The following is a 26,345-nucleotide window of genomic DNA, read 5'->3' on the forward strand; positions in this document are numbered from 1 at the left end:
GCAGAACCGATCCGGAGGGCCCCGTGACCGAACTATCCACCGGCAGTGTCGTCGGCTCACTCGAGGAACTCGTGGGCAACACCCCGATGCTGCGGCTGAGCCTCGCCGGGCTGCCCGCCGACGCGCATGTGCTGGCCAAGCTGGAGGCGGCCAACCCGCTGTCCAGCATCAAGGACCGTGCCGCCCTGTTCATGCTGCGCGCCGCCGAGGAGTCAGGGGCCCTGCGGCGCGGTGCGACGGTCATCGAGTCCACCTCGGGCAACACCGGTATCGCCCTGGCCGCCCTGGCCGCCGCCCGCGGCTACGCCTGCCGGATCGTGCTCCCCGACAACGCCTCGCGGGAGCGCCTGCTGACCCTGCGCATGCTGGGCGCCGAGGTCGAGTTCACCGACCACACCCTCGGCTTCGCCGGCTGTGTGGAGCGCGCCGAGCAGCTGCACGCCGAGACCCCCGGGTCCTGGTACGCGGGTCAGCACCTGAACGCCGACAACGTACGCGCCCACTACGAGACCACGGGCCCGGAGATCTGGCGGGACACCGGCGGCCACGTCGACTATCTGGTGTGCACCGTCGGCACCGGCGGCACCCTGACCGGTATCGCCCACTACCTGCGGGAACGCAACCCGGAAGTGAAGGTCGTGGCGGTCGAGCCCGCGGGCTCGCCCCTGCTGTCCGGCGGCGAACCGGGACCGCACCGCATCCCTGGCCTGAACGGCGGATTCACCAGCCCGGTCACCGATGTCGCGGTCATCGACGAGGTCATCGTCGTCGAGGACGGTGACGCCGCGGCCACCACCCGCACCCTCGCCGCCTCCACCGGACTGCTGGTCGGTGTCTCCTCGGGCGCCGCCGCGTACGGCTGCGTGGAGCTGGCGCGCCGGCACGATCTGGCCGGCGCCACGGTCGTCACCGTCTTCCCGGACACCGGAGAGCGCTACCTCAGCTGGTGGCCCGAGGCGCAGGAGGCCCCGGGGGCGCAGGCCGGCACCGCGCCGCAGCAGGCCGGATGAGCAAGGTGCACGCCTCGCCCTCGCTGCGCCAGCGGATCAGGGAGACCCTCGACGTCATCGTCACCCGCGACCCCTCGGTCCGGTCCCGCACCGAGGCGCTGCTGCACCCGACGGTGCTGGCCCTGCTGGGCCACCGTACGAGCCACTTCCTCTACCGCCGCGGCCGCCATCTCACCGCGCGCCTGGTGTGCACCGCCACCAAGGTGCTCACCGGGGGCATCGAGATCCATCCGGGCGCACGGATCGGCCGGCGGTTCTTCGTCGACCACGGCAGCGGAGTCGTCGTCGGCGAGACCGCCGTCATCGGTGACGACGTGTCACTCTTCCACCAGGTCACGCTCGGCTCCTTCGGCTGGTGGCACGATCAGGAGCAGGCCCGGCCGGGCACCCGCCGTCATCCTCTCCTCGGCAACGGCGTCACGGTCGGCGCGGGCGCCACCCTGCTCGGGCCCATCACCATCAGCGACGACGCCCTGATCGGCGCGATGTCCCTGGTGCTCAGCGACGTACCCAAGGGGGTGCATGTACGCGCCCCGCAGGCGACCATCGACCACGTGCCCAGATCCCGTGCGCGCCGCGACGCGCAGCCCCCACACCGGAACGGATCGGAACGGACCCATGAACCCTGAGCGTTCACTGCTGCTCGTCGGCGCCACCGACGAAACGGTGGCCAAGGCCAAGCAGTTGGGCCTGCATGTCCTGCTGCTGCAGCACCCCACCAAGGTCAACGCCGAGCAGGAGCGCCTCGCCGACCACCTGGAGGTCGTCGACTACACCCGCTGGGACCTGGTGGAGCCGATAGCCAAGCGACTCCGGGACTCGCCCGGCTTCGCCGCCGCCACCTCGATCACCGAGCCCGGTCTGGAGAACGCGGCCCGCATCAACGACCTGTTCGCCCTGGGCGGCACGGGCTACGAGGTGACCCGGCGCTTCCGCGACAAGGCGGTCATGCGCGAGCACCTGGCCGGGCTCGACCCCGACGCGGTGCGCGCCCAGCAGCTGCACGGGCGCGCGGACCTGGACGCCTTCGGGCAGCGCCACGGCTACCCCTTCATCGTGAAGCCGACCGACGCCACCGCCAGCATCGGCGTGTACCGCCTCGACGGGCCCGCCGACGCCGACCGGGTCTGGGCCGAGGTACAGCGGCTGTCGGGCACCAGGACGGACCGGGTCTCGACGCTGATGCTGCTGCAGGACTTCCTGATGGAGGAGTACCTCGACGGCCCCGAGTACAGCGTGGAGTCCTTCAGCTCCGCCGGGCGCCACGTGGTCATCGCCGTCACCGAGAAGTTCACCGACCCCGCGCACTTCGCCGAACTGGGGCACGCGGTCCCCGCTCGGCTCGGCGCGGCCGTCGAGGAACAGGTACGCGCGGCCGTCCTCGGATTCCTGGACCGGATCGGTGTCAGGGACGGCGTCTGCCACACCGAGATCCGGATCGGCGCCCGCGGCCCCCGCGTCATCGAGAGCCACAACCGGATCGCCGGGGACGCCATCACCGACCTGGTGCACAGCGTCTACGGCATCGACACCGTCACACTCGCCCTCGGCGCGCCCTTCGGCCTGGCCGAGCAGCTGCCCGACCGGCCCGAGGCGCACGGCGGAGCCGCCGTACGGTCGGTGGTGGGCCGGCCGGGCGACATCGTGGAGTCGGTGGACGGCGTCACCGAGGCACAGGCTCTCGCCGATGTGCTCGCGGTGCGCATCAGCGCCAAGCCGGGGGAGACGGTACGGCCCCTGCGGGACAACTGGGACCGTCTCGGTCTGGTCGCCGTGACCGGCGAGGACACCACCGCGGCGATCCGGCGCGGCGCCGCACTCGTCGGCGACGTGGTGAAGGTCCGGGTGAAGGACCCCGGCGGCCGGCCGGGCCTGGCCGAAGCGGCCCCGGTGAGCGACCGGACGGTGATCTCGGAATGAGCGTCCTCGTCCTGCACCGCAACCCCTTCGCCGCCTTCCCCTACCGCCGGTGGCTGGACGGCGACGCCCCCGGCCTCGACGGCCGCACGCCGTACCCCGGCGACATCGTCGTCCTCGCCGCCCGCGACAAGATCGAGCTGGCCGGCGAGGAGATCCCGGGCGACGCCGACCACGACTTCACCCACCTCGAACTCTTCGACACCCTCGACGACGACGCGGTGCCCTCCCGCGCGCTCGCCCTCGCCGAGGAGTACCGGATCACGCACGTCATCGCCCACCACGAGGCGGACGTGGCCCTCGCCGCCCGGCTGCGTGAGCGCCTCGGCCTCGACGGGGCCTGGAGCGACGACATCACGCCGTTCCGCGACAAGGCCCTCATGAAGAAGCTGGCCCGGCGGGCCGGCATCGAGGTCGCCCCGCACACCGTGCCGGGCAGCGCCCAGGAGGCCCGCGACTTCGCGGCCCGGCACGGATTCCCCGTGGTGCTCAAGCACCGGGAGGGCTACAACTCCATCGGTCTGCGCATCGTCGCCGACCCGGACGAGCTGGAGCTGCGGCTCGCGGAGGCCTACCGGGACGGTTCCCGGGACGACCTGCTCATCGAGGCCTACGTCCCCGGGCGGATGTGCCACGTCGACGGGCTGGTGGTGGACGGCCGCACTGTGGCCGCCTGGCCCTCCCAGTACCAGTACGACCTGGCCTCGTTCGGGGCCGATCCCGGTCCGCGGGTCGACCTGACCCTGGACGTGGACGACCCGCTCACCCCCCGGCTGCTCACGCTGATCGAGCAGACCCTGACCGCCCTGAAACCCGAGGGCTCCCGGCTGCGCACCCACGCCTTCCACGCGGAGGTCTTCCACACGCCCGACGACCGTCTGGTGCTGTGCGAGATCGCGGGCCGGTCGGGCGGCGCGAAGATCCGGGAGGTCTTCGAGACCCTCTTCGGGATCCAGCTCGCCGTGCAGGTGACCCGCGCGGAGGCCGGCCTCTCGCTGCCCGCGGCCGAGGGCGCCCCGGACGACGGGGCGCCGCTGCGGCCGCGCTGCATGTCGGGGCAGGTGCTCACGATGAAGCGGCCCGGCCTGGTGCGCTCGCTGCCCGCCGTCCCCGACGAGGAGTGGGTGAAGGGATTCTGGCTCTTCGCCGAGGAGGGCCAGGTGATCGCCCCGGCCTCGGGTTCCGCGGACTTCCTCACGGCGGCGGTGGGTTCGGCCCCGACCCGCGTCGAGTGCGAGCGCAGGCTGCGCGCCCTCGGTGCCCGGGTCATCGCCGAGACGAAGATCGTGGCGCCGCCCGGGAAGGTCGCCCCGGCCGGGCGCGAGCAGGGCACCGGGCCGGCGGAGGCGTCATGACGCAGAAGCTGTCGTCCGTCCGCTTCCGGTACATGCTGGGCATGGTCGTCGACGCGACCGGCAGCGGCATGTACCTGCCGCTGTCGCTGCTCTACTTCCACCACGTCACCGGTCTGCCGCTCACCCAGGTCGGCGCCATCGTGACGGCCGCCTCGGTGATCGGCCTGGTCAGCAACCCGGTCGCCGGCGTCCTCATCGACCGCTTCAGCGCCCGCGCCGTCCTGGTGGGGGGATACGTGCTGCGTGCCTCGGCGTTCTGCACCTATCCCCTGGTCGACAACGGTGTGGCCATGTTCGCCGTGGTGCTGCCGGTCGCCCTCGGCGACACCTCCTACCCGCCGGCCATCCAGTCCTTCGTGGCGGAGATCGTGCAGGGCACCGAGCGGGACAAGCTGCTCGCCCTGCAACGCAGTCTGCGCAACGCCGGGATGGGCGTGGGAGGCCTCCTCGCGGGCGCGGCCCTCGCCCTCGACGAGTCTGGGTTCTACTTCGTCGTGCTCGGGGCGGCCGCCGGCTATCTGCTCGCGGCCGCACTGCTCAGCACGATCCGCCCCGGCGCCCCGGCACAGCCGGCGGGCGGCCGGGTCTCCCGCAAGGGCGGCTACCGGATGGTGGCACGCAACCGGCCGTTCCTGGGCCTCACGCTCCTGAACATCCCGACGGCCTTCGGATACATGGTGCTGTCCGTGGCCCTCCCGGTGTACGTCACCCGTGAACTGGACGCGCCCGTCTCGCTGGTGGGCATCCTGTACGCGGTCAACACGGTCGGTATCGCGGTGCTGCAGATTCCGGTCACCCGGCTCCTGGTCAAGTACCGCAGGACCCGTGCGGTGGCGCTCGGCGCGAGCGTCTTCGCGCTGTCCTTCGTCACCTTCGCGGTGCTCGGCAGCCTGTCGACCGGGGCCGCACTGATCGCCGGCGTGTTCGCCGCCACCGCCGCGTTCACCGCGGGCGAGCTGTTGCACGGCGCCACGGCCTCCGCGCTGGTGGCCCAGGCCGCGCCGGAGGAGACCCGCGGCCGTCATCTCGCGGTCTACCAGCTGTCGTGGGCCGTGCCCATCGCGCTCGCGCCGACCGTGCTCACGGCCCTGTTGTCGCTGTCGCCCACCGGGATGTGGCTGCTCCTCGCGGTGGCCACGGCAGGCTCGGCGCTGGGCGTGCTGCGCCTGGAGCCCAGGCTGCCGCGGGCCGCGGTGCATCCGGTGCCGCCCGAGGCCGGACCGGCCGTATCCGAAACCAGCTCCACACGAAAGGTTGCGTGACGTCATGGGGATGTCCAGTTGGCGCGTGCTCGGCGCGGAGGACCCGGAGTTCGCCCAGGACGAGGCCGCGGGGCAGAGCGGTCTCGTCAGCCAGTTGAGGCCGCTGATCGCCGAGTTGACCAAGCCCGGCGACCTGGTCTTCGATCCGTTCGCCGGCTGGGGCACCACCCTGGTGGCCTGCGCGGCCGAGGGGCGGCTCGGGGTCGGCATCGAGATCAACCCGGCCCGCGCCGAAGAGGCACGGCAGCGCGTCGCGCGCCACCCGGGACAGCGCATGCTCTGCGGCGACGCCCGCAGGCCTCCGCTCGACCCGGACACCGTCGACCTGGTCCTGTGCGACCTGCCGTACTTCGGCACGAACCTGGACCTCGAAGCGCCCGACCCGGGCCAGATGTACGCGCTGCGCGACTACGACGCCTATCTGGTGGCGCTCGACGAGGCCTTCGCGGCCGTCGCACGGGTGATGCGGCCGGGCGCCTACGCGGTCATCGCCGTCCAGAACCGGCGGATCGCGGACCGGTTCGTCCCGCTGGCCTGGGACGCCGCGCGCGTGCTCGGCCGCCATCTGACGCTGGGGGACGAGCGTGTCCACCTCTACGACTGGCCGGTCAAGGACGACGACGACCCGATGCGGACGAACCGGTCGCACGAGTATCTGCTGATGGCCCGGAAGTGAGGCCGGTGCTCAGACCCGCGACGGAGTCGGGAGGCGCCGTGTGCGCGGCGGCGTCCTCGTTGCGCGCCATCCGGTAGCCGAGCTGGAAGCGGTGCTGGGCGCCGTACTGCTCGCGCAGCCGGGCGATGTGACCCTGCACGGACCGCAGACTCATGCCGAGGCGGCGCGCGATCGCCTTGTCGGAGCGGCCCTCGACCAGCAGCGTCTTGATGGCCTGACGCAGGTCGGGCACGACCTCGCCCGCGGCATCCGCCGCCCGCACCGGACGGAAGGGGAACTGTTCGGCCCGTACCCAGGCCCTCTCGAAGACGTCACCGAGAAACGCGACGACGGCGCGGTCCCGGATCAGCACGGCGCTGTGGCGGCGTTCGCCGCCGGGGATGACGGCGATCTCGCCGTCGACGACGATCAGCCGGTCGAAGAACTCCGGGAGCGTGCGCACCTCCACGCCGTACGTCATGACGTCCTGCACGTATTTCTTGGTGGGCTCGGAGAACCGGGCGCTGTGCGGGAAGAGCGTCCGCATGGCGACCCCGCGCGCCAGGGGGTCGCCGACCACCGCACGGGCCTCGTCGAGCGTGGCTCCGGGACCGGGGCCGTCCGGCCGGGCGGTGAGGATCTCCCGCCTCGCCCGCCACAGCACCTCGTTGATCGCGTCCTGGACGGCTCCCGGGTCCTCGATGTACCGGATGCTCCCCGGCGCCTCGGCGGCCCCGGCGTCGGCGCCTTCGGCGAGGACCAGTTGACCGGCGGTCTCGGTGGCGTACCGCTCGAGGCTGCTGAGCGTGTCGGCGATCCGCAGCAGGGACTCCACCGGTGAGTCGACGGGGGACAGAGCCTCCCGCGTCGGCATCCTGCCTTCGCTCATGTCCGTGAATCCCCCCTATTCTCGAAACCCCGGCACCCCCATGGCCGCGTGCAGTGCAGCAGCCAGGTGCGGTCCGTGCCGTACCAGCAGGTCTCGCCCCCTCCAGATCATTGGTGAACCCTCAAGAAGCCGCAATACGGGGGGAGGGCTCTCGAGGCATGCTGGATCAACGCTCCGTGCCACTTCGAGAACCACGGTCCGATGCGATCAGGGCCTGACGCAGGGCGTGGCCGGCCTGGTTCTCGGCTCCACGGCGATGGCTCGCCGCAGAGCCTGCCGGCGGGTCTCCTCGGCTGCGCCGGGCGCCGTGCACACCCGGCACCACAGGGACGCGGCATCGGCGTGGAGTTCCTCCGTGTCCCGCAGCGCGGCCGGCGCGGGGCCGGTCGCAGTCGTGACGCACCGCCTTTCTAGGATCTTCGGCATGGCGAAGCGGAAGGTGCAGCGGCGGGCGCGGAAGATCCTCGGCGAGGACCCGGTGGCCCTGGTCTGGTGCGGCCTGCGCGCCGACATCCCCACACCGCCCAAGGACGTCCACCGGGCAGCCGGGAAGGGGCGGTTGAAGCCGGGCCGGCACTGGCTGTACTACACCGGGCTGACGCTTGCCGCGGTGGTCGTCGTCCCGTACTTTCTCGCCGACCAGCTCGTGAACAGGGTCGAGTGGCTGCTCGGCTCGAAGCGTGGCCGCCAGGAGGGGGCGAGGCAGCGTGCCGCGCGCGCCACGGACGGACCGCGCGGCGGCGCCGAGCGTCCACGCCGCCAGGAGCCGGCCGACGGCGTCTTCGACGGCGAATGGACGCTGACCGCAGGGCAGTTGCTGCTGCGGTGGTACGGACAGTCGCCCAACCGTCGGCGCCTGCTGCTGCTCACCGGCGACCGGATCTGCCTGGCGGCCTCGCCCGGCCGCCGTCTGTCGCCCACCAAGGCCGACGACTTCGACGTCGTCGCCGCCTTCGCACACGGCGAGGCCCACCTCGACCGGGAGCCGGGCCGCCGCGACTTCTTCCTCCGCTTCCCGGACGGGTCCTGGCTCAACCTCGGCCGCCTGGCCGAACCCGACGACGCCGAGCGCTTCCTGCAGGCGATCGGAGCCTGACAGCGGGCAGGCCCTAGGCTCGAACGCGTTGTGTGATCTCGACCCAGGGGGCTGAACAGCTGTGGCGGACAAGCGTGTTGTCATCGTGACCGGTGGAGGCTCGGGCATCGGGGAGGCCACGGCCCGGCTGTTGTGCGAAGGCGGTCACCAGGTGGTCGTCTCCGGTAGGCGGGACGAGCCCCTGCGGCGCGTGGAGCGGGAGACCGGCGCGCTCGCGTATCCGTCCGACGTCGGGGACCCCGAAGCGGTCGAGGGGCTCGTCCGGGCGGCTCTGAGCGCGTACGGGCGGCTCGACGGGCTCGTGCTCAACGCGGGCATCGGGCGCGGGGGAGCCGTGGGGGACCTGTCGCTGGCGGACTGGGACGAGGTGATGCGCACCAACGTCACCGGTCCGCTGCTGCTCCTGCGCGCGGCGATCCCGCACCTGCTGGAGAGCGGAGGGGCAGTGGTCGCCGTAGCCTCGGTGTCGGCGCTGCGCAACGGGACGAGCAACGCCCCGTACGCCACCTCCAAGGCCGCCCTGCTCCAGCTCTGCCGCTCCGTCGCCGTCGACTACGGGCGTCAGGGGGTGCGGGCCAACGTCGTGTGCCCCAGCTGGGTGCGCAGCGAGATGGCCGACCGGCGCATGGCGCGCTTCGCGGAGGAGACGGATCTGGGCGGCGGGGGCGTCGAGGCTGCCTACGAGGAGGCAACCAGGCTGCTGCCCCTGGGGCGGCCGGGTGAGCCGCGCGAGATCGCGGAGGCGATCTGCTGGCTGCTCTCCCCGGCCGCGTCGTACGTCAACGGCGCCGTGCTCACCGTCGACGGCGGGGCCACGGCCCTCGACCCGGGAACGCTCGGGTTCGACTTCCACGTCGCACCACGCCACGGCGGGGGCTCTCGGCCTTGAGTACGGCTGCGGCCGGCCTCGGCTGCCGTAGGGGCCTCAGCTGCCGTACAGGGCGTTCTTGATGGCGCCGACGGCGATCGGCGGGCCACGACGGTGGCGTGGTTCTGTTCCGCTTCTACGCGAAGGCGATTCACCGCAGCCAACAGCGCGCGAATGAGCAGATCGAGCGCGCCTTGGAGGCAGCCGAAGGGGACCAGGCAGTGCCCGGCGGGTCTGGTGACTGAGCGGCGTCCCTGTCGTTCCGCCTCTCGTGGAGCGGGGTGATCCAGGCGTGTCCGACGGGTCGTGGGCCTGGTGTGGACCGGCAGATGATCCGGCGCTCCGGGAGTCGGGGCGTCCGGTTCCGCAACCGGTCTCGGGGGTGCGGCGTCCCCCGTGCGTGAGGACTCGGAGTGCCGGACGAAGCGGGAAGGGCTGTCGACGATGAGCGATTCGGTGGGTGTGGCGGTGTGCGGTGCGGTTGCCCTGTTCCTGTTCGGCTTCGCGGTGCGGGAGACGGTCGTGGTGCGGCGGCTGAAGCGGGCCGGTATTCGCACCCAGGGTGTCGTGGTCGACAACACGCGGGACGACTGGTCCGACGGCCACAACTTGGTGCCGGTCATCGCCTTTGTCGACCAGCAGGGACACCGCGTGGAGTTCTCGCCCCACGTGCGCGGGACCGGGATGAACCTGGAGAAGGGGCTTGACGTTCAGGTGGTGTACGAGGACGGCAAACCCCACACGGCACGGGTGAACATGCGGAAGTACATGATGGGGTCGGCGATGTGGACGCTGCTGGGCGGAGTGGCCTTCGCCGGAGCCGGCGTACTGCTCGCCCTGAAGAACTGACCTCGGCCACGGAAGGTGTCGTTCCCCTCCCGTCTGCGACGGGATCGTCTCCTCCTCCCCTAGGGCCTGTCCGCGAGACCGACACCCGCGACGACGGGAGTGCTGCTCGACACGCCGGTCCTGATCGCGTGGCAACATGCGCACCGCCCAGCGGGGCGATCGCGTTCTCACGCATCGGTACCTTGCGCGCCGGGGCGCTGCTTCTGGGCGTCGACGACGGCCCGCTCCAGCACGGCGGTGGATTCGAGGACCGTGCCAGGCTTGACGTCGTCGACCTGCTTGACCTGGACACCGCGGCTGCCGAGGTAGGCGTACGTCTTGCGGTCGAAGATCCACTCGGTGCGATCGCCGCTCTGCTGGTCGACCCGGGCCAGGGCGATGCCCTCGCGTCCCGCGGCGTCCTTAGCATGGTCCACCACCACAACCCCGGGGATCTTGGCCGCGGCCCGGTACAGCGCCGCGTTCAGCTTCGCCGGTGCGAGCTGCTCCCTGAGCAGGCTGCCGACAGTGGTGAATGCCTCCTGGTCCGGGGAGTTCCCCTGGCCCTTGGTCTCCTCGTAGATCTTCTTCAGCAGGGCGTCCGGGTCGGTGGGCAGCGTCTTGAGGTAGTAGTAGGAGGGGCCGTTCAAGCTGCTCTCGACGTCGCTGTCGAGGGTGATGCCGCCCTTGGGCTTGTAGCCGGGCTCGTCCAGCCAACCCTGCTTGCCGTCGGGGGAATTCCAGACCTCACGGATATGCAGGGGCTGGACCAAGGTCTTGGACTCGTCCGCGTCGGTGTGCAAGACGCAGAGGAAGGAGACCATGCTCTTGATGTAGATGTACTGGCCCGGGCCGGGTTCGGGCGTCTTGCGGGCCGAGGCGGCGGCGGCGATGTGCTCGACGGTGGAGGCGAGCTGGGCGGTGCTGCCGGGCTCGATGCGGACGACCGGCGCTTCGACCGGGGGCGGGGTGGCCGCGGCCGGGCCGCTGCCCCCGGAACCGGTCAGCGCGGTGAAGGCGAAGGCGCCGGCCAGGGCGGCGGCGGTGACCGGGACACCGATCAGCAGGAGACGGCGTGCCGGGCGGCGGGACGGCGCAGGGGCGGGTGCAGTGTGCTGGATCTCGTTCATCAGGTGCTCCTCGAGAAGCAGGTGACGGTCGAGCGACAGGTGCGGGTCTCCCGGCGCCGGCAGCAACCGGGCCAGTTCCGCGTGGTCCAGCGACTCCTCACGCCGCGACTTCTTGCGGATCATTCGGACCTCTCCTCGTACGACTCGTGTGACCGGGCCGCAGAAGTGCGGCCGCCCTGTACTTGTCCGTTGCGCGGTAGCGGTTCCCTGCGTTTCCTCAGTTCTTCGTCGGCCAGCTTGCTCAGCCGTTTACGGGCGCGGGACAGGCGCGAGCGCACGGTGCCGACCGGGACGCCGAGTACGGCCGCAGTCTCCGCGTAGCTGAGCCCGGACCACACACAGAGTGTGAAGACCTCGCGCTCACTCCGGCTCAGCTTCTTCAGCACCTGCTGGGCGGCAGCCAGCTGGTCGGCATCGGCTATGCGGCCGACGAGTTCGTCTGCGAAGTCCGGGACCGTTTCCTTGGCCGGCAGGCGCTCCAGGGCCCGCTGGTGACGGCGCGCAGCGCGGGTGGTGTTGCGCAGCACGTTCACAGCGATGCCCATCAGCCAGGGGCGCGGGCTGTCGCCCTCGTCCCGCAGCTTGACGCGCAGCCGCCACGCCTCCAAGAAGGTCAGCGAGACGATGTCCTCGGCGACGGTCCGGTCCCCGGTCACGCGCACCGCGTGCCGGTGGACCAGTCGGGCGTGGTCACGGAAGAGCTCGCGGAACGCCTCGGGGTCGCCTGCCCGTATCCGGGTGTGCAATGAGTAGTCCACGTCCATCCTTGTCCACGCGGCAGGGCAGGTTCCCGTGGCCTACGTCACACGGAGACATGGGGCTCCGCGGCCGGCTCGCGTAGCACGGCCGCCGTCTCCGTGGGCTGAGCGACATCTCGGGGGGCAGCGACTACCGGGCACCACGGCAGTTGAGCAGCAGGGCAGATGGCGTTGTCAGGTTGAGAGGAGGTCTTGTCTGTCAATCGGCTCGAACTGTGGAGATCTTCTAAGAGCTCGCGCGGGTAGGCGCGTTTGGATACCTCGGTAGTAGAACAGGCGCAGGACCTGTTGATCATGGAGTTGCGACGCTGTGATCACCGGGAGACCTGTGCCTGCCCTGCCCGCGGCCCGACATCCGGTCCACGCCTGGTCCACACACGCTGGTCCACAACGTGACGGGGCCGGACCAAGGTGAGACAGGCCCGATGCACAAGGGGCACCCCTCAGCGAGAGGCGCCCCTTCTGACCAGCACGTCCATAACCTGCGGACTCGGCGCGACCGAACCCATGTTGACGCTTTCACGTCACACGTTTTTCAAGACCGTTCCCTTAGGCCGCTCGGGCAACCCACCTAGTCCCCGCCAACCTGTGACGGAGCGGATACAGAGTGCCGGGATCGGGCGACAGGCGGGGACCGTGGTCCACACGGGGTCCACTGGCTGCCTGCCAGGCCGATAACCCCGCTCCGGCGCACCAGAGCCGTGCCCCAGCATTGGCCATTTAGAGTGAAAAATACCGAGAAGAATCGTTCAGTTGTTTTGCCCGTGTTCTGGTGAACCAATGCAAATGTGGTGCAGCGGCGTTTTCAGAAGCGCGCAGACATCAGCCCATGGGTCTTGGATCACGTGTCTGGCGGCTTCTGCCGGTGCGCCTGCCGGACAGGCAGTCCCGCTTTCGCCCCGAGTAAGGAGCACCAGGAAATGACCGCAACCGCAGCACCGGCGATGCAAGATGCGGAAGCCCAAGAGGCCGGAACCATCTGGCTCGTGGCTGGCAATGGCAAGCACGAGTACAAGGGTGATGGCAACGCTGCCGTAGATGCTGCGCTTGCCCGGCCGACCGGGCTGGCTCTGTCTCCCTTCGGTGACATCTACTTCTCCGACCGCGAGAACCACCGGGTCCGGAAGATCGACGCCAGCGGAGAGATCACCACCATCGTCGGCGGCGGCACCGACGAGGAGGGGGCCGCCGGCTCGGTGTCGATCACTTCCCCCTGCGGCCTCGCGCTGGACTCCAAAGGCAACCTGTACATCGCCGACAACGACAGGCATCGCGTGCTGAAAGTCACCGCAAAGGGCGGGCGCATCGACCAGGATGCCGCGGCGGAGATCTGGGCTGGTGGGGGCAACGACCGGGACAGCAGCCAGGCGAGCAACCTGTCTCTGAGCTTCCACTGGTTCACGGGCCTGGCCGTCGATCACAACGACGATCTCTATATCGCCGACTTCCACAACCACCGCGTGGTCAGGATCGACCAGAAGCGTCATGTGCACGTGGTCGCGGGCCGCAGCGGTGACGGAGGCAATGAGGGCGATCGCCACCAGCCGCAGAGTGCCAAGCTGAACAACCCCGCCGGCCTCGCCTTCGACACCAAGGGGCGGCTGTACATCTGCGACCAGGGCAACCAGCGCGTCCGCAGGGTCGACTTCCACAACAACACGATCGAGCACGTGATCGGACGGACCGACGGCTCTGGCGGCCACGACAGCGAGACACAGGCCAAAGCCGCCAAACTGGAACGGCCGCAGGGGCTGGCCATCGACAGCCAGGACACTGTCTTCCTGACCTGCAGGGACAAGCATCTGGTGCGCCGGGTCAAGGACGGTCGCATCGAGACGATCGCAGGGAAGCCCGACAAGACGGAATACAGAGGCGACGGGTACGCCGCGACGACCGCGGAGGTCAACCGTCCGCTGGGGCTGCTGCTGGACACCGACGGCAATCTCTACATCGCGGACCAGGACCACGACCGCGTTCGCAGGATCACCAAGGCTGGTGTAGGCCGGGCATCCTTCAACGGAGGTAACGGGGGCGACGACCATGTGGACCACCCCGTCAACGTCAAGACAGGGGACGAGACCAAGCTGACCGTGGAGCAGAAGGGCGTTCCCAGCGCGAAGCCCGGAACGCAGTACCAGCCGATCAACGTCGCGGTGTACTCCAGCACCCTGCAGGCGGTGAACCCCGGCGTCATCAAGCACACCTTCACGGCCCCCGACGGCTACCACTTCATGCGGCAGACGCCGGAGTATCGCTACTACAACGGCACCGCGCCGACCCCGAACCAGGGCATGTGCGACTACACCCTGGACACGGACCGGAAGGTTCTGACGATCATGCAGAACCCGCACGTCAACAACACCGCCAACGACAGGACGGCCCTGGTGTACACGCTGTATGTGGAGGCGGACGCAAACGCGAAGCCGGGCACCTACAGCAATGGCAGTGCGTGCGTGGGCAGCCTGAAGCCGTGCGCGCCGCTGGAGGGCGTCATCAAGTAGCGGACACGATCTGCCGAGCCGGCCGAGCGCGTGCGAACGTGCCCGGCCGGCTGTGTGTCAGCCCTCGTCCCCGTCCTGGATGGGCCGGGTCGGGGCGTGGGCCGCCAGCAGCGGGCCCGCGACGTCCAGGAACCCGAGGGTGCCGTCCCGGTAGAGGTGGAACCCGGGTTCCAGCGGCGGGAGTTCCGGCATGCCGCCCGCCTCTGCCAGCCGGCCGATGTCGGTGGCCTCGGATGCAGGAGCCGCTGGTCCGGCGGCGCTGCACAGGTCGGTCAAGGCGCCGACCGCGGCGCTCTGCGCGACGGATCCCAGCCGGCGCAGCGGCACATAGACCGCTGAGAGCGTGTGCTCGGCCCCGGCGCTTGAAGGTCCATCGCAAGGCAACCCGGCCTCCTCTCGCGAGCAGCAGCTCGCCAACATCCGCGAGATCTACCCAGCGGAGAAGGAAGCGCTCGGCGCGCTCGCCATCGAGATCGAGCTGCTGCCCCAGTAGCCCGCCCTATCGCCCTTGCTCCCCCGAGAGGGCGGTATGGCCCCCCTGGCGCCCGTCGCTCGCCGCCCGTGCCGCGATCGGCGGGCGCCAACAAGAGACCGGACGCGCCAGGACCGCTCGCTCAGGCCCGGTCCGCCTCGGGGCGGCCGGTGGCCTCGAACGCCCGCAGGATGTGCTCGGCGGCCAGGGTCGCCGTCAACGTGCCGTCTCTGACCTGCTGTTCGAGGGCGGGGGCGGCCTCGCGTACCGCCGGGTCGGCGTGCAGGCGGCCCAGCAGTTCGTCGCGGACCATCGACCACGCCCAGTCGACCTGCTGGTCACGGCGCTTGGCGGTGAGCCGCCCGGTGGAGTCGAGAAGCGTGCGGTGCTGTTCCAGCCGCTCCCACACCACGTCCAGGCCGGCCGACTCACGGGCGCTGCAGCTCAGCACCGGCGGAGTCCAGAAGGCGTCCTTGCCGTGCATCAGACGCAGGGCGCCCGCCAGCTCGCGGGCGGCGGCGCGGGCATCGCGCTCGTGAGGGCCGTCGGCCTTGTTGACGGCGATCACGTCGGCCAGCTCCAGGACGCCCTTCTTGATGCCCTGCAACTGGTCGCCGGTGCGGGCCAGCGTGAGCAGCAGGAACGAGTCGACCATGTCGGCGACCGCGGTCTCCGACTGGCCCACGCCGACGGTCTCCACCAGGATCACGTCGTAGCCCGCCGCCTCCATCACGACCATGGACTCGCGTGTGGCCTTGGCGACTCCGCCCAGTGTGCCCGCGCTGGGGGAGGGCCGTACGAAGGCATTCGGGTCCACCGCCAGGCGTTCCATCCGGGTCTTGTCGCCCAGGATGGAGCCGCCGGTACGGGTCGAGGACGGGTCCACGGCGAGGACCGCCACCCGGTGGCCCAGCGAGGTCAGCATCGTGCCGAACGCGTCGATGAACGTCGACTTGCCCACGCCCGGCACCCCGCTGATGCCGATCCGCCGCGCCCGGCCGCTGTGCGGGAGCAGCTCGGTGAGCAACTCCTGTGCCAGCGCCCGGTGTTGGGGGCGGGTGGACTCGACGAGCGTGATGGCGCGGGCCACCAGGGCCCGCTTCCCGTCGAGTACGCCCTTCACATACGTGTCGAGATCGATCGCTGCCATCGGGCGCTACAGGGCGTGGCCGAGGTCGGCGGACAGCCGCTCGACCAGGTCGTGGGCCGCGTCCGGGATCACCGTCCCGGGCGGGAACACGGCCGTGGCGCCCATCTCCAGCAGCGTCGGCACGTCCTGGGGTGGGATCACCCCGCCGACCACGATCATGATGTCCGCGCGCCCCTCCTCGGCGAGCTGCTCGCGCAGTGCCGGGACGAGCGTGAGGTGACCGGCGGCCAGCGAGGACACCCCGACCACGTGCACGTCCGCCTCGACGGCCTGACGCGCCACCTCGGCCGGGGTCTGGAACAGCGGGCCGACGTCGACGTCGAAGCCGAGGTCGGCGAAGGCGGTCGCGATCACCTTCTGACCGCGGTCATGACCGTCCTGGCCCATCTTCGCGACCAGGATGCGCGGCCGGCGCCCCTCGGCCTCCTCGAAGGCGTCCACCAGGGCACGGGTGCGGTCCACGGACGGGGACTGGCCTGCTTCGTTGCGGTACACGCCGGAGATCGTACGGATCTGGCTCGCGTGCCGGCCGTACACCTTCTCCAGGGCGTCGGAGATCTCGCCGACGGTCGCCTTGGCGCGGGCCGCGCGCACCGCCAGCTCCAGCAGGTTGCCTTCGCCGTCCGCGGCCCGGGTCAGCGCGTCCAACGCGTCCTGGCAGGCCCGCTCGTCCCGCTCCGCGCGCAGCCGCCGCAGCTTCTCGATCTGCTGGGAGCGCACGGAGGAGTTGTCGACCTTGAGAACCTCGATCTGCTCGTCGGAGTCCACCCGGTACTTGTTGACGCCGATCACCGGCTGGCGCCCGGAGTCGATGCGGGCCTGCGTGCGGGCCGCGGCCTCCTCCACGCGCAGCTTCGGGATACCGGCGTCGATGGCCTGCGCCATGCCGCCCGCCTGCTCGACCTCCTGGATGTGCTGCCAGGCCTTGCGGGCGAGGTCGTACGTCAGCTTCTCCACGTAGGCGCTGCCGCCCCACGGGTCGATGACCCGGGTGGTGCCCGACTCCTGCTGGATGAGCAGCTGGGTGTTGCGGGCGATGCGCGCCGAGAAGTCCGTGGGCAGCGCCAGGGCCTCGTCCAGGGCGTTGGTGTGCAGCGACTGGGTGTGGCCCTGGGTCGCCGCCATCGCCTCCACGCACGTACGCGTGACGTTGTTGAAGACGTCCTGCGCGGTCAGCGACCAGCCGGATGTCTGCGAATGCGTGCGCAGGGAGAGGGACTTGGTGCTCTTCGGCTCGAACTGGCTGACCAGCTTGGCCCACAGCAGGCGCGCGGCCCGCAGCTTGGCGATCTCCATGAAGAAGTTCATGCCGATCGCCCAGAAGAAGGAGAGCCGGGGCGCGAACGCGTCCACGTCCAGGCCGGCTTCGCGTCCGGCACGGATGTACTCGACACCGTCCGCGAGCGTGTACGCCAGCTCCAGGTCGGCCGTGGCACCGGCCTCCTGGATGTGGTAGCCGGAGATGGAGATGGAGTTGTAGCGAGGCATCCGCTGCGAGGTGTACGCGAAGATGTCGGAGATGATCCGCATCGACGGCTTCGGCGGATAGATGTAGGTGTTGCGGACCATGAACTCCTTCAGAATGTCGTTCTGAATGGTCCCGGCCAGCTTCTCGGGCGGTACGCCCTGCTCCTCCGCCGCCACGATGTACAGCGCCAGCACGGGCAGCACGGCGCCGTTCATCGTCATCGACACGGTCATCTTGTCCAGCGGGATGCCGTCGAAGAGCTGCCGCATGTCGTAGATCGAGTCGATGGCCACGCCCGCCATGCCGACGTCACCGGTCACGCGCGGGTGGTCGCTGTCGTACCCCCGGTGCGTGGGCAGGTCGAAGGCGACCGACAGGCCCTTCTGCCCGGCCGCGAGGTTGCGCCGGTAGAACGCGTTGGACTCCTCGGCCGTGGAGAAGCCGGCGTACTGGCGGATCGTCCAGGGCTGGTTGACATACATCGTCGGGTACGGGCCCCGCAGATACGGCGCGATGCCCGGGTAGGTGCCGAGGAAGTCCAGGCCCTCCAGATCACGGCCGGTGTACAGCGGCTTGACCCCGATGCCCTCCGGGGTCTCCCACAGCGGCTCCGCACTCCCGGTCGCCCGCTTGACGGCCGTACGCCACTCCTCGGCACCGCCGTCGGCGACCGGCGTCCCCAGCTCGATGCCGGAGAAGTCGGGGATTCCCATCAGGACACTCCCATACGGTCGAGGGTCGCGGAGAGGACGGCCACGGCGTCGCAGCCCGCGAAGACGTACGCGTCGACACCGGCGTACTCGGCCGGGCGGCCCGCGAGGAACACATGTCCGGCACCGGCTGCGCGCAGCGACGCGGCGGCCTGCTCGGCCTGTTCGGCGTAGAGGGTGTCGCTGGAGCACAGCACGGCCTCGGTGGCGCCGCTGTCCTCGAAGCGGCCCTCGGTGACCGGCTCGATGCCGCCCGCCTGGAAGAGGTTGGCGGCGAACGTCGAGCGCGCGGTGTAGTCGGCGGCCGAGCCGAGGTTGGCCAGGAAGATCCGGGGGCGGGAGCCGGTCGCCGCCAGGTGGGCGTCGGAGCGGGCGCGCAGCGTCTCGTACGCCTCATCGCGGCGCACCCGGGGCAGTCCGCCGGACGGCGCCTCGGGCGCGGGCTCGCGCTCCACCGGCTTCTCGGACAGGAGTGGGAACTCGCTGACACCGGTGATGGGTTCGCGCCGCTTGGCGAGCTTGCCGGTCCGCGCCTCCCAGGTGGTGGCCAGGTCCTGGCCGAGGTCCCCCGAGCGCAGCGCGGCCGCCTGGCCGCCGAGCCGTTCGATCCGCCGGAAGTTCGCCCAGGCGGCCTGGGCGAGTTCGTCCGTCAGCTGCTCGACGTACCAGGAGCCGCCCGCCGGGTCGATGACCCGGCCCAGGTGGGACTCCTCGACCAGGATCGTGGAGGTGTTGCGCGCGATCCGGCGGGCGAACGCGTCCGGCAGGCCGAGGGCGTGGTCGAACGGCAGCACGGTGACGGAGTCGGCGCCGCCCACTCCGGCCGCGAGGGTCGCGATCGTCGTGCGGAGCATGTTCACCCACGGGTCACGGCGGGTCATCATCACCGGCGAGGTCACCACGTGCTGCACCTGCGCACCCGCGCCCGGTGCCCCGGACACCTCGGCGACCCGCGCCCACAGCCGGCGCGCCGCGCGCAGCTTGGCGATGGTCAGGAACTGGTCGGCGGTGGCCGCGTACCGGAACTCCAGCTGCCCGCAGGCCGCTTCGACCGTGAGACCCGCCTCGGTCAGCTCCCGCAGGTAGGCCACGCCGGTGGCCAGGGAGGCGCCCAGCTCCTGCGCGGCCGAGCCGCCCGCCTCGTGGTACGGCAGCGCGTCCACGGTCAGCGCGCGCAGGCCGGGATACCGCTCGGCCGCCCGCCGGGCCAGCGCGGCGACCGGAGCGAAGTCCTGCGCCTCGCCGGTGCGGGCCTCGTACCCCAGCGGGTCCGCGCCCAGGTTGCCGCGCACGGCCTTCGAGTCGACGCCCCGCTCCTCGTACAGCCGCAGCAGCTCGTCCGCGGCGGCTTCGACCTCACGGCCGGCGTCCAGGACCACCGGGGCCAGGTCGAGGTAGACCCCGTCGAGGGCGCGCGCGAGCCCGGACACGGGAATGCCGCCCTGTCCCACGAGCAGCCAGAGCGAAGTGACGCCGTTCTCCAGGTCCGCCAGGACCGCGCCGTCGGGGACTGCCGCGTGCCGCTGCCGTACGTCCCAGCCGCCCGCGGTGTTGCCCTCGGGGCGGCCGCCGCGTACGAACGGGGCGAAACCGGGCAGGCCGGGGTCGGGCGCGCCGTCGCGTGCCGTGTACAGGGGCCGGGTGCGGAGCCCGTCCTCGAGCGTCGTGGACAGAGCGTCCTCAGCTGCCGTGCCCGAGACTTCCTTGCCCGACTTGCGCAGCACACCCTCGACCAGGCGTTGCCACTGCTCGTGTGTCGCGTCAGGGAACTCGGCGGCCAGAGAGAGCCCGTCGTCAGGCAGGACCGTCATGCTCGGATGCTAGGGCAGTGCGCTCAATTGACAGGAGGGCGAGGGCTGTGACGTTTCCCTCCTTGCGGCTGTGACCTGTGCCTCTCACCCTCTCGGCGGTCCGTTTTCCTATGGTTGGTGCGGCTCGTCGGCGAGATCGGGCACCAGCGCGCACAGTGCCTCGCGCTGCTCGGGGCCGACGAACCGGGAGAGCGCCTCGCGGACCGTCTCGGCGAGGGTGCCGGAGGCCTCCCGCAGCAGTCGGCGGGCCTTGTCGGTGAGCGCGACCTCGATGCCCCGCTTGTCGCCGCAGACGGACTCGCGGGTGACCAGACCCGCCCGCTGGAGGCAGGCGATCTGGTAGGTGAGCCGGGTCTTGGGGCGGCCGAGGAGATCGGCGATCCGGGTCATGCGCAGGCCGCCCTGCGGCTGCTCGGCCAGCAGGCACAGGATCAGGAACTCGTCGTGCGAGACGTCCAGGGCCGTCTTCACGACCGACCGCAGCCGCTGCTCCACCGCGCCCGTCGCGGCCAGCAGCAGCATCCATGCGCGCAACTCTCCCGGGAGCAGACCGCCGCCCTCGCCGGAGGGGCAAGCGGGCTGGTCGGCGGAGGTTCTGTCGCGGGCGGCCATGGTGTCGAGTCTACCTGTTGTCCAAATTTGGATATTGGGCTAGCGTAAGGTCATCCAAATTTGAACGACCATATGTCAACGAATGGGAGGACGGCCATGACCGTCGCCGTGGAAACAGGCCTCTGGCAGCTCGACCCGACCACGTCCGCCGTGGGCCTGCGGCACAAGACCTTCTGGGGCCTGGTCACCGTCAAGGGCACGTTCGCCGCCGTCACGGGCCGGGGCGAGGTCCGGCCCGACGGCTCCGCCACCGGCACCGTGACCCTGGACGTGGCCTCCCTGGACACCCGGAACGCCAAGCGGGACACGCACCTGCGCTCGGCCGACCTGCTCGACTCCGACAACCACCCGGAGATCACCTTCGCCGTCCGCGGCGCCGACCGTCTCGACGGCGACAGCGTCAAGGTCGTCGGCCAGCTCACCGTGCGGGGCATCAGCCGGCCGCTGGACCTCACCGCTCGGCTGACCTCGGCCACGGCCGAGGCGCTCACCCTGGCGGCCGAGTTCACCGTGGACCGCGACCAGTTCGGTGTGACCTGGAACCAGCTCGGCATGATGCGCGGCCTGACCACGGTGACGGCCGAGCTGCGCTTCACGCGCACGGAGGCCTGACGTCAGCCCTGCCGACCCAGCTCGGCTGGCCGTACGTCGAGGGTGGAGAGCGTCTGCGGGGTCGCCGTGAAGGCACGCAGCCGGACGCGGGTGCTCTTCTTGACGGGCAGCGCGAACCGGCCGGAGGGCGCCCGGAGTTCCACGGTCGCCGTGGTGTGCGCGGGGATCGTGGCCGGGCCCCGCTCCAGGGACCAGTACCGGCTCATGCCCTGGCCCGTCGTGAGCATGTAGTGCGGAGTGAGCGGCCCGCTCCCGGTGTTGGTCACCCGCACGGTCAGCGCGGACAGCGAGTGCGCCGCGGCCCGCCGCGCCGCCGTGACGTCCATCCGCAGCGGCGGCCGGCCGGTCACCGCCAGGGTCGCGCTCACCAGTGCGGGCAGCACCAGCAGGACCATCGCGCCCGCCAGCGCAGGGCGGCGGCGCCGGCCCCTCAGCCACCGGGGGCGCGGCTGCCAGGCCTGCCCGAAGTCCGACAGCGGCACGGTGATCGCCGCCGCGAACCACAGCGGGGTCATCATCAGGTAGTAGCCGTCCTGGGAGCGCGTCGCCAGGTAGAAGGCACACCAGGGCAGCACGGTCGCGGCCGGGCCCAGCCGCCGTACGAACAGCACGAACAGCGCCAGCAGGGCCGCGGCGAGCAGCATGCTCGCATGGCCGTACCAGTCGAGCCGGTCGCTGCCGTGCGTGAAGTACAGGGAGATGCCCACCAGGCCCTGCCCGTGCACCACCGCGCCCTGCGTCAGCGGCAGGGCGATCCCGCCGAGCCAGGGGCCCGGCTCGTGCACGAGGAAGTACGCGTTGATCAGCAGCCACGTCGCCGCGGCGATCCCCAGGATGCGCAGCACGATCAGCGAGGCCGCGCGTCCGCCCAGTTCACCGCGGCGTACGGCGTAGATGCCGGCCAGCAGGAACGGCATCACGAACCAGGGCAGTTGCTGTGCCGCGCACGCGGCCCCGAGGCAGGCGGCCCGTGCGATCCCCGACGCACCGAGCCGGCCGCCCCTCCCGAGCCGCGGCCAGCCCACCACCACCGGGAGCAGCAGGGCCAGGGCCGGGATCGCCGGGTAGCCCTGACGGGCGTACGTCGGCAGGAAACCGAAGCCCAGACAGACCGTTGTGGCCGTCGAGCGCCACGCCACCGGCAGCATCCGCCACAACACCACCGTGGCGGCGACCAGCGCGAGCGTCGACGCCGCCGTCGCCGGGGCGCCGCCGTGGCCGAGCCACAGCAGGGGTGCGGTCAGCAGCGGGGCGAGCGGGGGATAGCCGTACGTGAAGTCGTAGCCGCCGTCCATGGTGGGCGTCAGGGCGATGCCCTTGGCGTGGAACAGCCAGGGCCAGGCCTGCCCGTACATCGGGTGCCCGGCGACCATGTCCCGCGCGGCCTGGGTGGTGAGGACCGCCTCGTCGCCGCCGCCGTGGTTCAGTGCCCAGTTGCAGAAAGCGAGTGCGATCGCGGTGAGCAGCACCACCAGGTCCAGGCGGGCCAGCGAGCGCGCCCGGCGGACCGTCAGGGCGAGGACGCCGCTGACCAGGATCGAGGCGTAGCAGACGGAGATGACCGCCGCGAGGGCGAGGCGGTGCGTGGCCGCCTGCGTCCACACCGTGCGCGTGCCGATGAAGAGGCTCACGTCGGCGAGCAGCGTCAGGACGCGGTGCCACTGTGCGGGGCTCCCGGAGTTCTCCGTGAGACGTCCCGGAGCGGCGGACACCGCCGACTGTGTCCGCCGATCGGGTGTCACCTGCTGTGTTTCTGCCAAGTGCACGACACCGGACGCTAATGGCAGCCGGTGAGCCGGGTGCGACACCAGGTGAAGAGTCCGGTGTGAAGGCGGTAAGAACCGGATGAAGTCGGGCATAACGCCCCGCAGTTGAGTGAGGAAGGTACTTCCGGGGCGGTGGCGCTTCGTGTCGTTGTTGGGCCGAACGGGTGACTTGGCGTAAGAATTGGCTGGTGCAGGCATTGAGTGCGAGTCAGGTCGGGGGGAGCCGGTGAGCCGTTACGACGTCACCGATGAACAGTGGGAAGGGCTCGCCCAGGTCGTGCCGCTGCGGGGCCGGGACGCCTGGCCGTCCGCCGTGAGCCACCGCTCGGTGCCCGACGCGGAGACCGAGACACGGCGCAGATTCGTCGTCCTGCGGGTCAATGTCTTCGCGGATGCGCGGGAGGTTGCCGAGACGCTGATGGCCGGGGTGCCGGTGCTGCTCGACCTCTCCAACGCGGAGGGCGAGGTCGCCAAGCGCGTCCTCGACTTCAGCACCGGCGTCGTCTTCGGCCTCGGCAGCGGCATGCACCGGGTCGACCGCAACGTGTTCCTCCTGACCCCGCCCGGTACGGAGGTCAGCGGGTTGATGGAAGGAGCGGGGGTCTCCGAGGGCTGAGCGGAGGGGCCTTCCGGCCCGAGTCACCTCGGCCGGTCCCCCGATCGTAGGAAGGTGCGGCGGACAAAACGGTTCGCCGTCACCGCGGAGGCCTACCGTCCGGACATGGCCGTGCCTTCCGCGCCCGCCGGCTCGTCTGCGTCCGCCGGGCCCTCCGCGTCGTCGTCCGGGCCGTTGAGCTCCTCCGCAACGTCCGGGTTCATCAGGTCGTCCGGGGTCTCCGGGTCCTCCGGGGTATCCGGGGCGTCCGGGGTCTTCGGGCTGTCCGGGGCCTCCGGAGCCGCCGGATCCTCCACGTCATTCGAGCCCTCGTCCGGAGCCCCCGGATCCTTCAGGTCATCCGGGGGCTCCGGGGTGTCCGAGTCCTCCGAGCCGTCCGGGGCCTTCGAGTCGTCCGGATCGCGCGAGCCGTCCGGGGTCTCCGTGTCAGCTGAATCCTCCGGGCCGTCCCGGGCCTCCGCGTCAGCCGGATCCCCCGTGTCCCCCGAGGCGTGCGAGTTATCCGCGTCGGCCGGGTCCCCCGTGGCCCGAGTGGGTGGCGTCGGCCCCTCGGTGGTTCCCGAGCCTGTCGTGCCGGCGCAGGTCGCCCGGGGCGCGTACGGACCTCCACCCGGGCCTTCCCCGGAATCCGCACCCACCCCCGCACCTGCCACCACGCCCGCCCCCATCGACGTACGCGCCCGGATCACCGAATTGCGGCTGTCCGCCTTTGCCGGGCATCGGCGGGCCGCGTTTCCGCTGGGGGCGGTCACCCTGTTCGCCGGGCCGAGTGGCGCGGGGAAGTCGACCGCGCTCGGGGCCTACGAGGCGCTCGCGCGGCTCGCGGGAGGGGCGCGGCTCGCCGAGGTGTTCCCGGATCCGGTCGCCCGCGTGCCGGAGCGGGCGCGGCCCGACTCCCAGGGGCGCCGGGGGTTCCGTATCGGCTGTACGGCCGACGGTGCCGAGGGGCCGGTCCGGCTCGACGTCGCCGTACAGGCGGAGCCCGAACTGCGGATCGTCGGCGAGCGGCTGACGGCGCGCGGAGTGGTCCTGCTGGAGACCGCCCTGCGCGACCCCGGCCGCCGTACCGTCCAGGCCGCCTGGCACACCGCGGGCTCTTCCCCGGTGACCCGCGCCCCGCTGCCCGACGACCGGCTCGGCACCCCCCTGCTGCCGCTGCGGGTGGCCGGCAAGACGGACGGGCAGCGGCATGTGCTCGCCGCCGCCGAACAGATGGTCGTCGCCCTGCGCTCCGTCTTTCCCTGCGATCCGCGGCCCGAGTACATGCGCACCCCCGTCCCGACGGGCTCGGGACGGCTCATGCCCGGCTGCGACAACCTGGCCGACGTCCTGTGGCGCACCCGCTTCGAGTGCGGTCGCCGGCACTCCCAGCTGGTCGAGGCGCTGCACGCGGGCTGCGCGGGCCCGGTGACCGACCTGGTCGCCGAGCCGCTGGCCGACGGCACCGTCCGCGCGCTGCTCGACCGGGGCGACGGCCTGCGCACCGAACTGGCCCGGCTCGGCGACGGCGAGCTGCGCTATGTCGCGCTGGCGCTGGTGCTGCTGACCGGGCCCGGCGTCCTGGACATGGACACACCGGGCGAGGTGCCCGACGCCCTGCGCACCCTCACCGTGCTCAGCGACGGCTTCGACCGCAGTCTCGACCCGGGCCAGCGCCGCGCACTGCTGCGGACGGCGGCCCGGATGGGCGAGCGCGGGCACATCCGCTGTGTGGGCGCGGTGAGCGACGCGTCGTGGGCCGCAGGGTTGGAGGGCGTCACAGTGGTACACCTGAACCCGTGACGGAACACCCTGACCTGGCCGGACTCCAGCGCAGGCTGGCCGAGTTCGCCGCCGCGCGCAACTGGCAGCCCTACCACACCCCCAAGAACCTCGTGGCCGCCCTCAGCGTGGAGGCCTCCGAACTGGTGGAGATCTTCCAGTGGTTGACCCCGGAGGAGTCGGCCCGGGTGATGGACGAACCCGACACCGCGCACCGCGTCACGGACGAGGTCGCCGATGTCCTCGCCTATCTGCTCCAGCTCTGCGAGGTCCTCGGCATCGACCCGCTGACCGCTCTCTCCGCCAAGATCGACCGTAACGAACGCCGCTTTCCGGCCCCCGGAAGGGAAGACGCTCCCTGACGCCCAACCACGGCCGCAACTCCCGGACTGAACTGCTCCGTTATCACTCTACGGAGTCAAATCCCCTGCTGGATCCGAATTGTTGTCCACAGAATTCGGGCTAGCTCTGGCTTTTCACCCCACGGACCTTCACGCTGGGTAGTGGACAAGGGAGTTCAGGCGGACGCGCGACGACGCGCGACGGATGGGACGGGGGCAGCGCATGGATGCGGTGCGGCTCATTGTGACCAGCAGGCGTGCCCTGATGGGAGGCGCCGAGATACCCGAGATCATGGCCGAGGTGTGGCAGGCGCAGGCCCTGGCCCAGGCGATCGGCAGCCGCCTCGCGGTGTCAGGACCGCCGGAGCTGCGGGGCGAGGCGCTGGGCCTGACCGAGCTGGCGGGCCGGGGCTGCGGCGTCCTGGACCCTCCCGAACTCGACCCGGGCGACCTGCGCGCCGCCCAGCTCACCGAGCTGGACGACGCCCGGCAGACCCTCCTCTGCCTCGGCGGGCTGCTGGGCGAGGTCGGCATAGCCCTGGTCGGGATCGCCAGCGGCGCGGCCGACGAGACGACGTACTGGCAGTGCATGGAGGCCATCGACGCGGCGGACGAGTCCCGGGACCGGGTCCTGGAGATGCTGCGCAAGCTGGCCGCACGGGAGGAGGTGTTACCGGAGGGCGCGAAGGACAGCCCGTCGGGCGTGTGAGGCGAGCGGCGCACGGACCAGCCGTCCGGCGTTCGAGGACGAGGCCCG

The 26,345-nt window shown here is 71.3% G+C and carries 26 protein-coding genes and 1 pseudogene; 17 read left to right on the plus strand and 10 right to left on the minus strand.

Annotation, left to right across the window (positions count from 1 at the left end; translation table 11 throughout):
* Positions 1-23 precede the first annotated feature (23 nt).
* Genes ABZ471_RS29350 through ABZ471_RS29375 form a run of 6 tightly spaced genes read left to right on the plus strand, consistent with a single transcriptional unit; the run spans position 24 to position 6,220 of the window.
* Positions 24-1,010, plus strand: a complete 987-nt coding sequence (locus ABZ471_RS29350; RefSeq protein WP_359070523.1) for a cysteine synthase family protein — start codon at positions 24-26, stop codon at positions 1,008-1,010.
* Positions 1,007-1,639: a serine O-acetyltransferase EpsC gene (epsC, locus tag ABZ471_RS29355; protein WP_359070525.1), complete on the plus strand. Its 633-nt coding sequence runs from the start codon at positions 1,007-1,009 to the stop codon at positions 1,637-1,639. Before ABZ471_RS29350 ends, epsC begins: the two co-directional genes overlap by 4 nt.
* Positions 1,629-2,930, plus strand: coding sequence for an ATP-grasp domain-containing protein (locus ABZ471_RS29360; protein ID WP_359070527.1), 1,302 nt, complete (start codon positions 1,629-1,631; stop codon positions 2,928-2,930). The genes epsC and ABZ471_RS29360 overlap by 11 nt, the downstream gene beginning before the upstream one ends.
* Entirely contained in the window at positions 2,927-4,282 is a 1,356-nt protein-coding gene (locus ABZ471_RS29365; protein WP_359070528.1) for a hypothetical protein, read from the plus strand. The genes ABZ471_RS29360 and ABZ471_RS29365 overlap by 4 nt, the downstream gene beginning before the upstream one ends.
* On the plus strand, positions 4,279-5,544 hold the full coding sequence (locus ABZ471_RS29370) for an MFS transporter (protein WP_359070530.1): 1,266 nt from the start codon (positions 4,279-4,281) through the stop codon (positions 5,542-5,544). The genes ABZ471_RS29365 and ABZ471_RS29370 overlap by 4 nt, the downstream gene beginning before the upstream one ends.
* Before the next feature lie 4 nt (positions 5,545-5,548).
* Positions 5,549-6,220 (plus strand): DNA methyltransferase, encoded by a 672-nt coding sequence (locus ABZ471_RS29375; protein WP_359070532.1) that lies wholly within the window; start codon positions 5,549-5,551, stop codon positions 6,218-6,220.
* On the opposite strand, the gene ABZ471_RS29380 is transcribed toward ABZ471_RS29375, so the two are convergent.
* Complete coding sequence (locus tag ABZ471_RS29380) at positions 6,153-7,088, minus strand: LuxR family transcriptional regulator (protein ID WP_359070534.1); 936 nt, start codon at positions 7,086-7,088, stop codon at positions 6,153-6,155. The genes ABZ471_RS29375 and ABZ471_RS29380 overlap by 68 nt on opposite strands.
* 424 nt (positions 7,089-7,512) lie before the next feature.
* On the opposite strand from ABZ471_RS29380, the gene ABZ471_RS29385 reads away from it, so the two are divergent.
* The 4 genes from ABZ471_RS29385 to ABZ471_RS29400 all read left to right on the plus strand — a co-directional run bounded on the left by ABZ471_RS29385 (position 7,513) and on the right by ABZ471_RS29400 (position 9,901).
* Complete coding sequence (locus tag ABZ471_RS29385) at positions 7,513-8,184, plus strand: hypothetical protein (protein WP_359070535.1); 672 nt, start codon at positions 7,513-7,515, stop codon at positions 8,182-8,184.
* Between the two features lie 61 nt (positions 8,185-8,245).
* Positions 8,246-9,073, plus strand: coding sequence for an SDR family oxidoreductase (locus tag ABZ471_RS29390; protein ID WP_359070537.1), 828 nt, complete (start codon positions 8,246-8,248; stop codon positions 9,071-9,073).
* Between the two features lie 98 nt (positions 9,074-9,171).
* The gene (locus tag ABZ471_RS29395) at positions 9,172-9,297 is read left to right on the plus strand and encodes a hypothetical protein (RefSeq protein ID WP_359070538.1); all 126 of its coding nucleotides are present in this window, start codon (positions 9,172-9,174) and stop codon (positions 9,295-9,297) included.
* A 199-nt stretch (positions 9,298-9,496) separates the two neighbouring features.
* Entirely contained in the window at positions 9,497-9,901 is a 405-nt protein-coding gene (locus ABZ471_RS29400) for a DUF3592 domain-containing protein (RefSeq protein ID WP_359070540.1), read from the plus strand.
* Positions 9,902-10,068: 167 nt separating this feature from the next.
* On the opposite strand, the gene ABZ471_RS29405 is transcribed toward ABZ471_RS29400, so the two are convergent.
* Both ABZ471_RS29405 and ABZ471_RS29410 read right to left on the minus strand, forming a co-directional pair.
* Complete coding sequence (locus ABZ471_RS29405) at positions 10,069-11,133, minus strand: CU044_5270 family protein (protein ID WP_359070541.1); 1,065 nt, start codon at positions 11,131-11,133, stop codon at positions 10,069-10,071.
* Complete coding sequence (locus tag ABZ471_RS29410; protein ID WP_359070543.1) at positions 11,130-11,774, minus strand: RNA polymerase sigma factor; 645 nt, start codon at positions 11,772-11,774, stop codon at positions 11,130-11,132. Before ABZ471_RS29410 ends, ABZ471_RS29405 begins: the two co-directional genes overlap by 4 nt.
* A 914-nt stretch (positions 11,775-12,688) precedes the next feature.
* Between ABZ471_RS29410 and ABZ471_RS29415 the strand changes: the two genes are divergently transcribed.
* Positions 12,689-14,269 carry a hypothetical protein gene (locus tag ABZ471_RS29415; RefSeq protein WP_359070545.1) on the plus strand — a complete coding sequence of 527 codons (1,581 nt, stop codon included), beginning with the start codon at positions 12,689-12,691 and terminating at the stop codon, positions 14,267-14,269.
* 57 nt (positions 14,270-14,326) lie between these two features.
* Here the strand turns inward: ABZ471_RS29415 and ABZ471_RS29420 are convergent, their stop codons facing one another.
* Positions 14,327-14,596 (minus strand): hypothetical protein, encoded by a 270-nt coding sequence (locus ABZ471_RS29420; RefSeq protein WP_359070547.1) that lies wholly within the window; start codon positions 14,594-14,596, stop codon positions 14,327-14,329.
* Positions 14,597-14,633: 37 nt separating this feature from the next.
* On the opposite strand from ABZ471_RS29420, the pseudogene ABZ471_RS29425 reads away from it, so the two are divergent.
* Positions 14,634-14,762 (plus strand): annotated as a pseudogene (locus ABZ471_RS29425) (RNA-binding protein); the annotation flags it as partial.
* Between the two features lie 121 nt (positions 14,763-14,883).
* Here ABZ471_RS29425 and meaB read toward each other — a convergent pair.
* From meaB to ABZ471_RS29445, 4 genes are all read right to left on the minus strand, one after another.
* A complete protein-coding gene (meaB, locus tag ABZ471_RS29430; RefSeq protein ID WP_359070549.1) occupies positions 14,884-15,891 on the minus strand; it encodes a methylmalonyl Co-A mutase-associated GTPase MeaB in 1,008 nt (335 codons plus the stop codon).
* A gap of 6 nt (positions 15,892-15,897) precedes the next feature.
* Positions 15,898-18,072 carry a methylmalonyl-CoA mutase gene (gene scpA, locus ABZ471_RS29435; RefSeq protein WP_359070551.1) on the minus strand — a complete coding sequence of 725 codons (2,175 nt, stop codon included), beginning with the start codon at positions 18,070-18,072 and terminating at the stop codon, positions 15,898-15,900.
* Positions 18,072-19,880, minus strand: a complete 1,809-nt coding sequence (locus ABZ471_RS29440; RefSeq protein ID WP_359070553.1) for a methylmalonyl-CoA mutase subunit beta — start codon at positions 19,878-19,880, stop codon at positions 18,072-18,074. The genes scpA and ABZ471_RS29440 overlap by 1 nt, the downstream gene beginning before the upstream one ends.
* A 108-nt stretch (positions 19,881-19,988) precedes the next feature.
* Positions 19,989-20,492 carry a MarR family transcriptional regulator gene (locus ABZ471_RS29445; RefSeq protein WP_359070554.1) on the minus strand — a complete coding sequence of 168 codons (504 nt, stop codon included), beginning with the start codon at positions 20,490-20,492 and terminating at the stop codon, positions 19,989-19,991.
* 96 nt (positions 20,493-20,588) lie between these two features.
* Here ABZ471_RS29445 and ABZ471_RS29450 point away from each other — a divergent pair, with 96 nt between their 5' ends.
* On the plus strand, positions 20,589-21,104 hold the full coding sequence (locus tag ABZ471_RS29450; protein WP_359070555.1) for a YceI family protein: 516 nt from the start codon (positions 20,589-20,591) through the stop codon (positions 21,102-21,104).
* Positions 21,105-21,106: 2 nt separating this feature from the next.
* Here the strand turns inward: ABZ471_RS29450 and ABZ471_RS29455 are convergent, their stop codons facing one another.
* Positions 21,107-22,816 carry a hypothetical protein gene (locus ABZ471_RS29455; RefSeq protein WP_359070557.1) on the minus strand — a complete coding sequence of 570 codons (1,710 nt, stop codon included), beginning with the start codon at positions 22,814-22,816 and terminating at the stop codon, positions 21,107-21,109.
* Between the two features lie 280 nt (positions 22,817-23,096).
* Between ABZ471_RS29455 and ABZ471_RS29460 the strand changes: the two genes are divergently transcribed.
* Positions 23,097-23,486 (plus strand): cell division protein SepF, encoded by a 390-nt coding sequence (locus tag ABZ471_RS29460; RefSeq protein ID WP_359070559.1) that lies wholly within the window; start codon positions 23,097-23,099, stop codon positions 23,484-23,486.
* Positions 23,487-23,578: 92 nt separating this feature from the next.
* Here ABZ471_RS29460 and ABZ471_RS29465 read toward each other — a convergent pair whose 3' ends face one another.
* Complete coding sequence (locus ABZ471_RS29465; RefSeq protein WP_359070561.1) at positions 23,579-23,782, minus strand: hypothetical protein; 204 nt, start codon at positions 23,780-23,782, stop codon at positions 23,579-23,581.
* A 370-nt stretch (positions 23,783-24,152) separates the two neighbouring features.
* On the opposite strand from ABZ471_RS29465, the gene ABZ471_RS29470 reads away from it, so the two are divergent.
* The 3 genes from ABZ471_RS29470 (at position 24,153) to ABZ471_RS29480 (ending at position 26,297) form a co-directional block, all read left to right on the plus strand.
* Positions 24,153-25,268, plus strand: coding sequence for an ATP-binding protein (locus ABZ471_RS29470; RefSeq protein ID WP_359070616.1), 1,116 nt, complete (start codon positions 24,153-24,155; stop codon positions 25,266-25,268).
* Complete coding sequence (locus ABZ471_RS29475) at positions 25,265-25,609, plus strand: nucleotide pyrophosphohydrolase (protein WP_359070562.1); 345 nt, start codon at positions 25,265-25,267, stop codon at positions 25,607-25,609. The genes ABZ471_RS29470 and ABZ471_RS29475 overlap by 4 nt, the downstream gene beginning before the upstream one ends.
* A gap of 202 nt (positions 25,610-25,811) precedes the next feature.
* The gene (locus ABZ471_RS29480) at positions 25,812-26,297 is read left to right on the plus strand and encodes a DUF6099 family protein (RefSeq protein WP_359070564.1); all 486 of its coding nucleotides are present in this window, start codon (positions 25,812-25,814) and stop codon (positions 26,295-26,297) included.
* Positions 26,298-26,345: the final 48 nt, after the last annotated feature.

Source organism: Streptomyces sp. NPDC005728 (assembly GCF_040630895.1).
Lineage (GTDB): Bacteria > Actinomycetota > Actinomycetes > Streptomycetales > Streptomycetaceae > Streptomyces.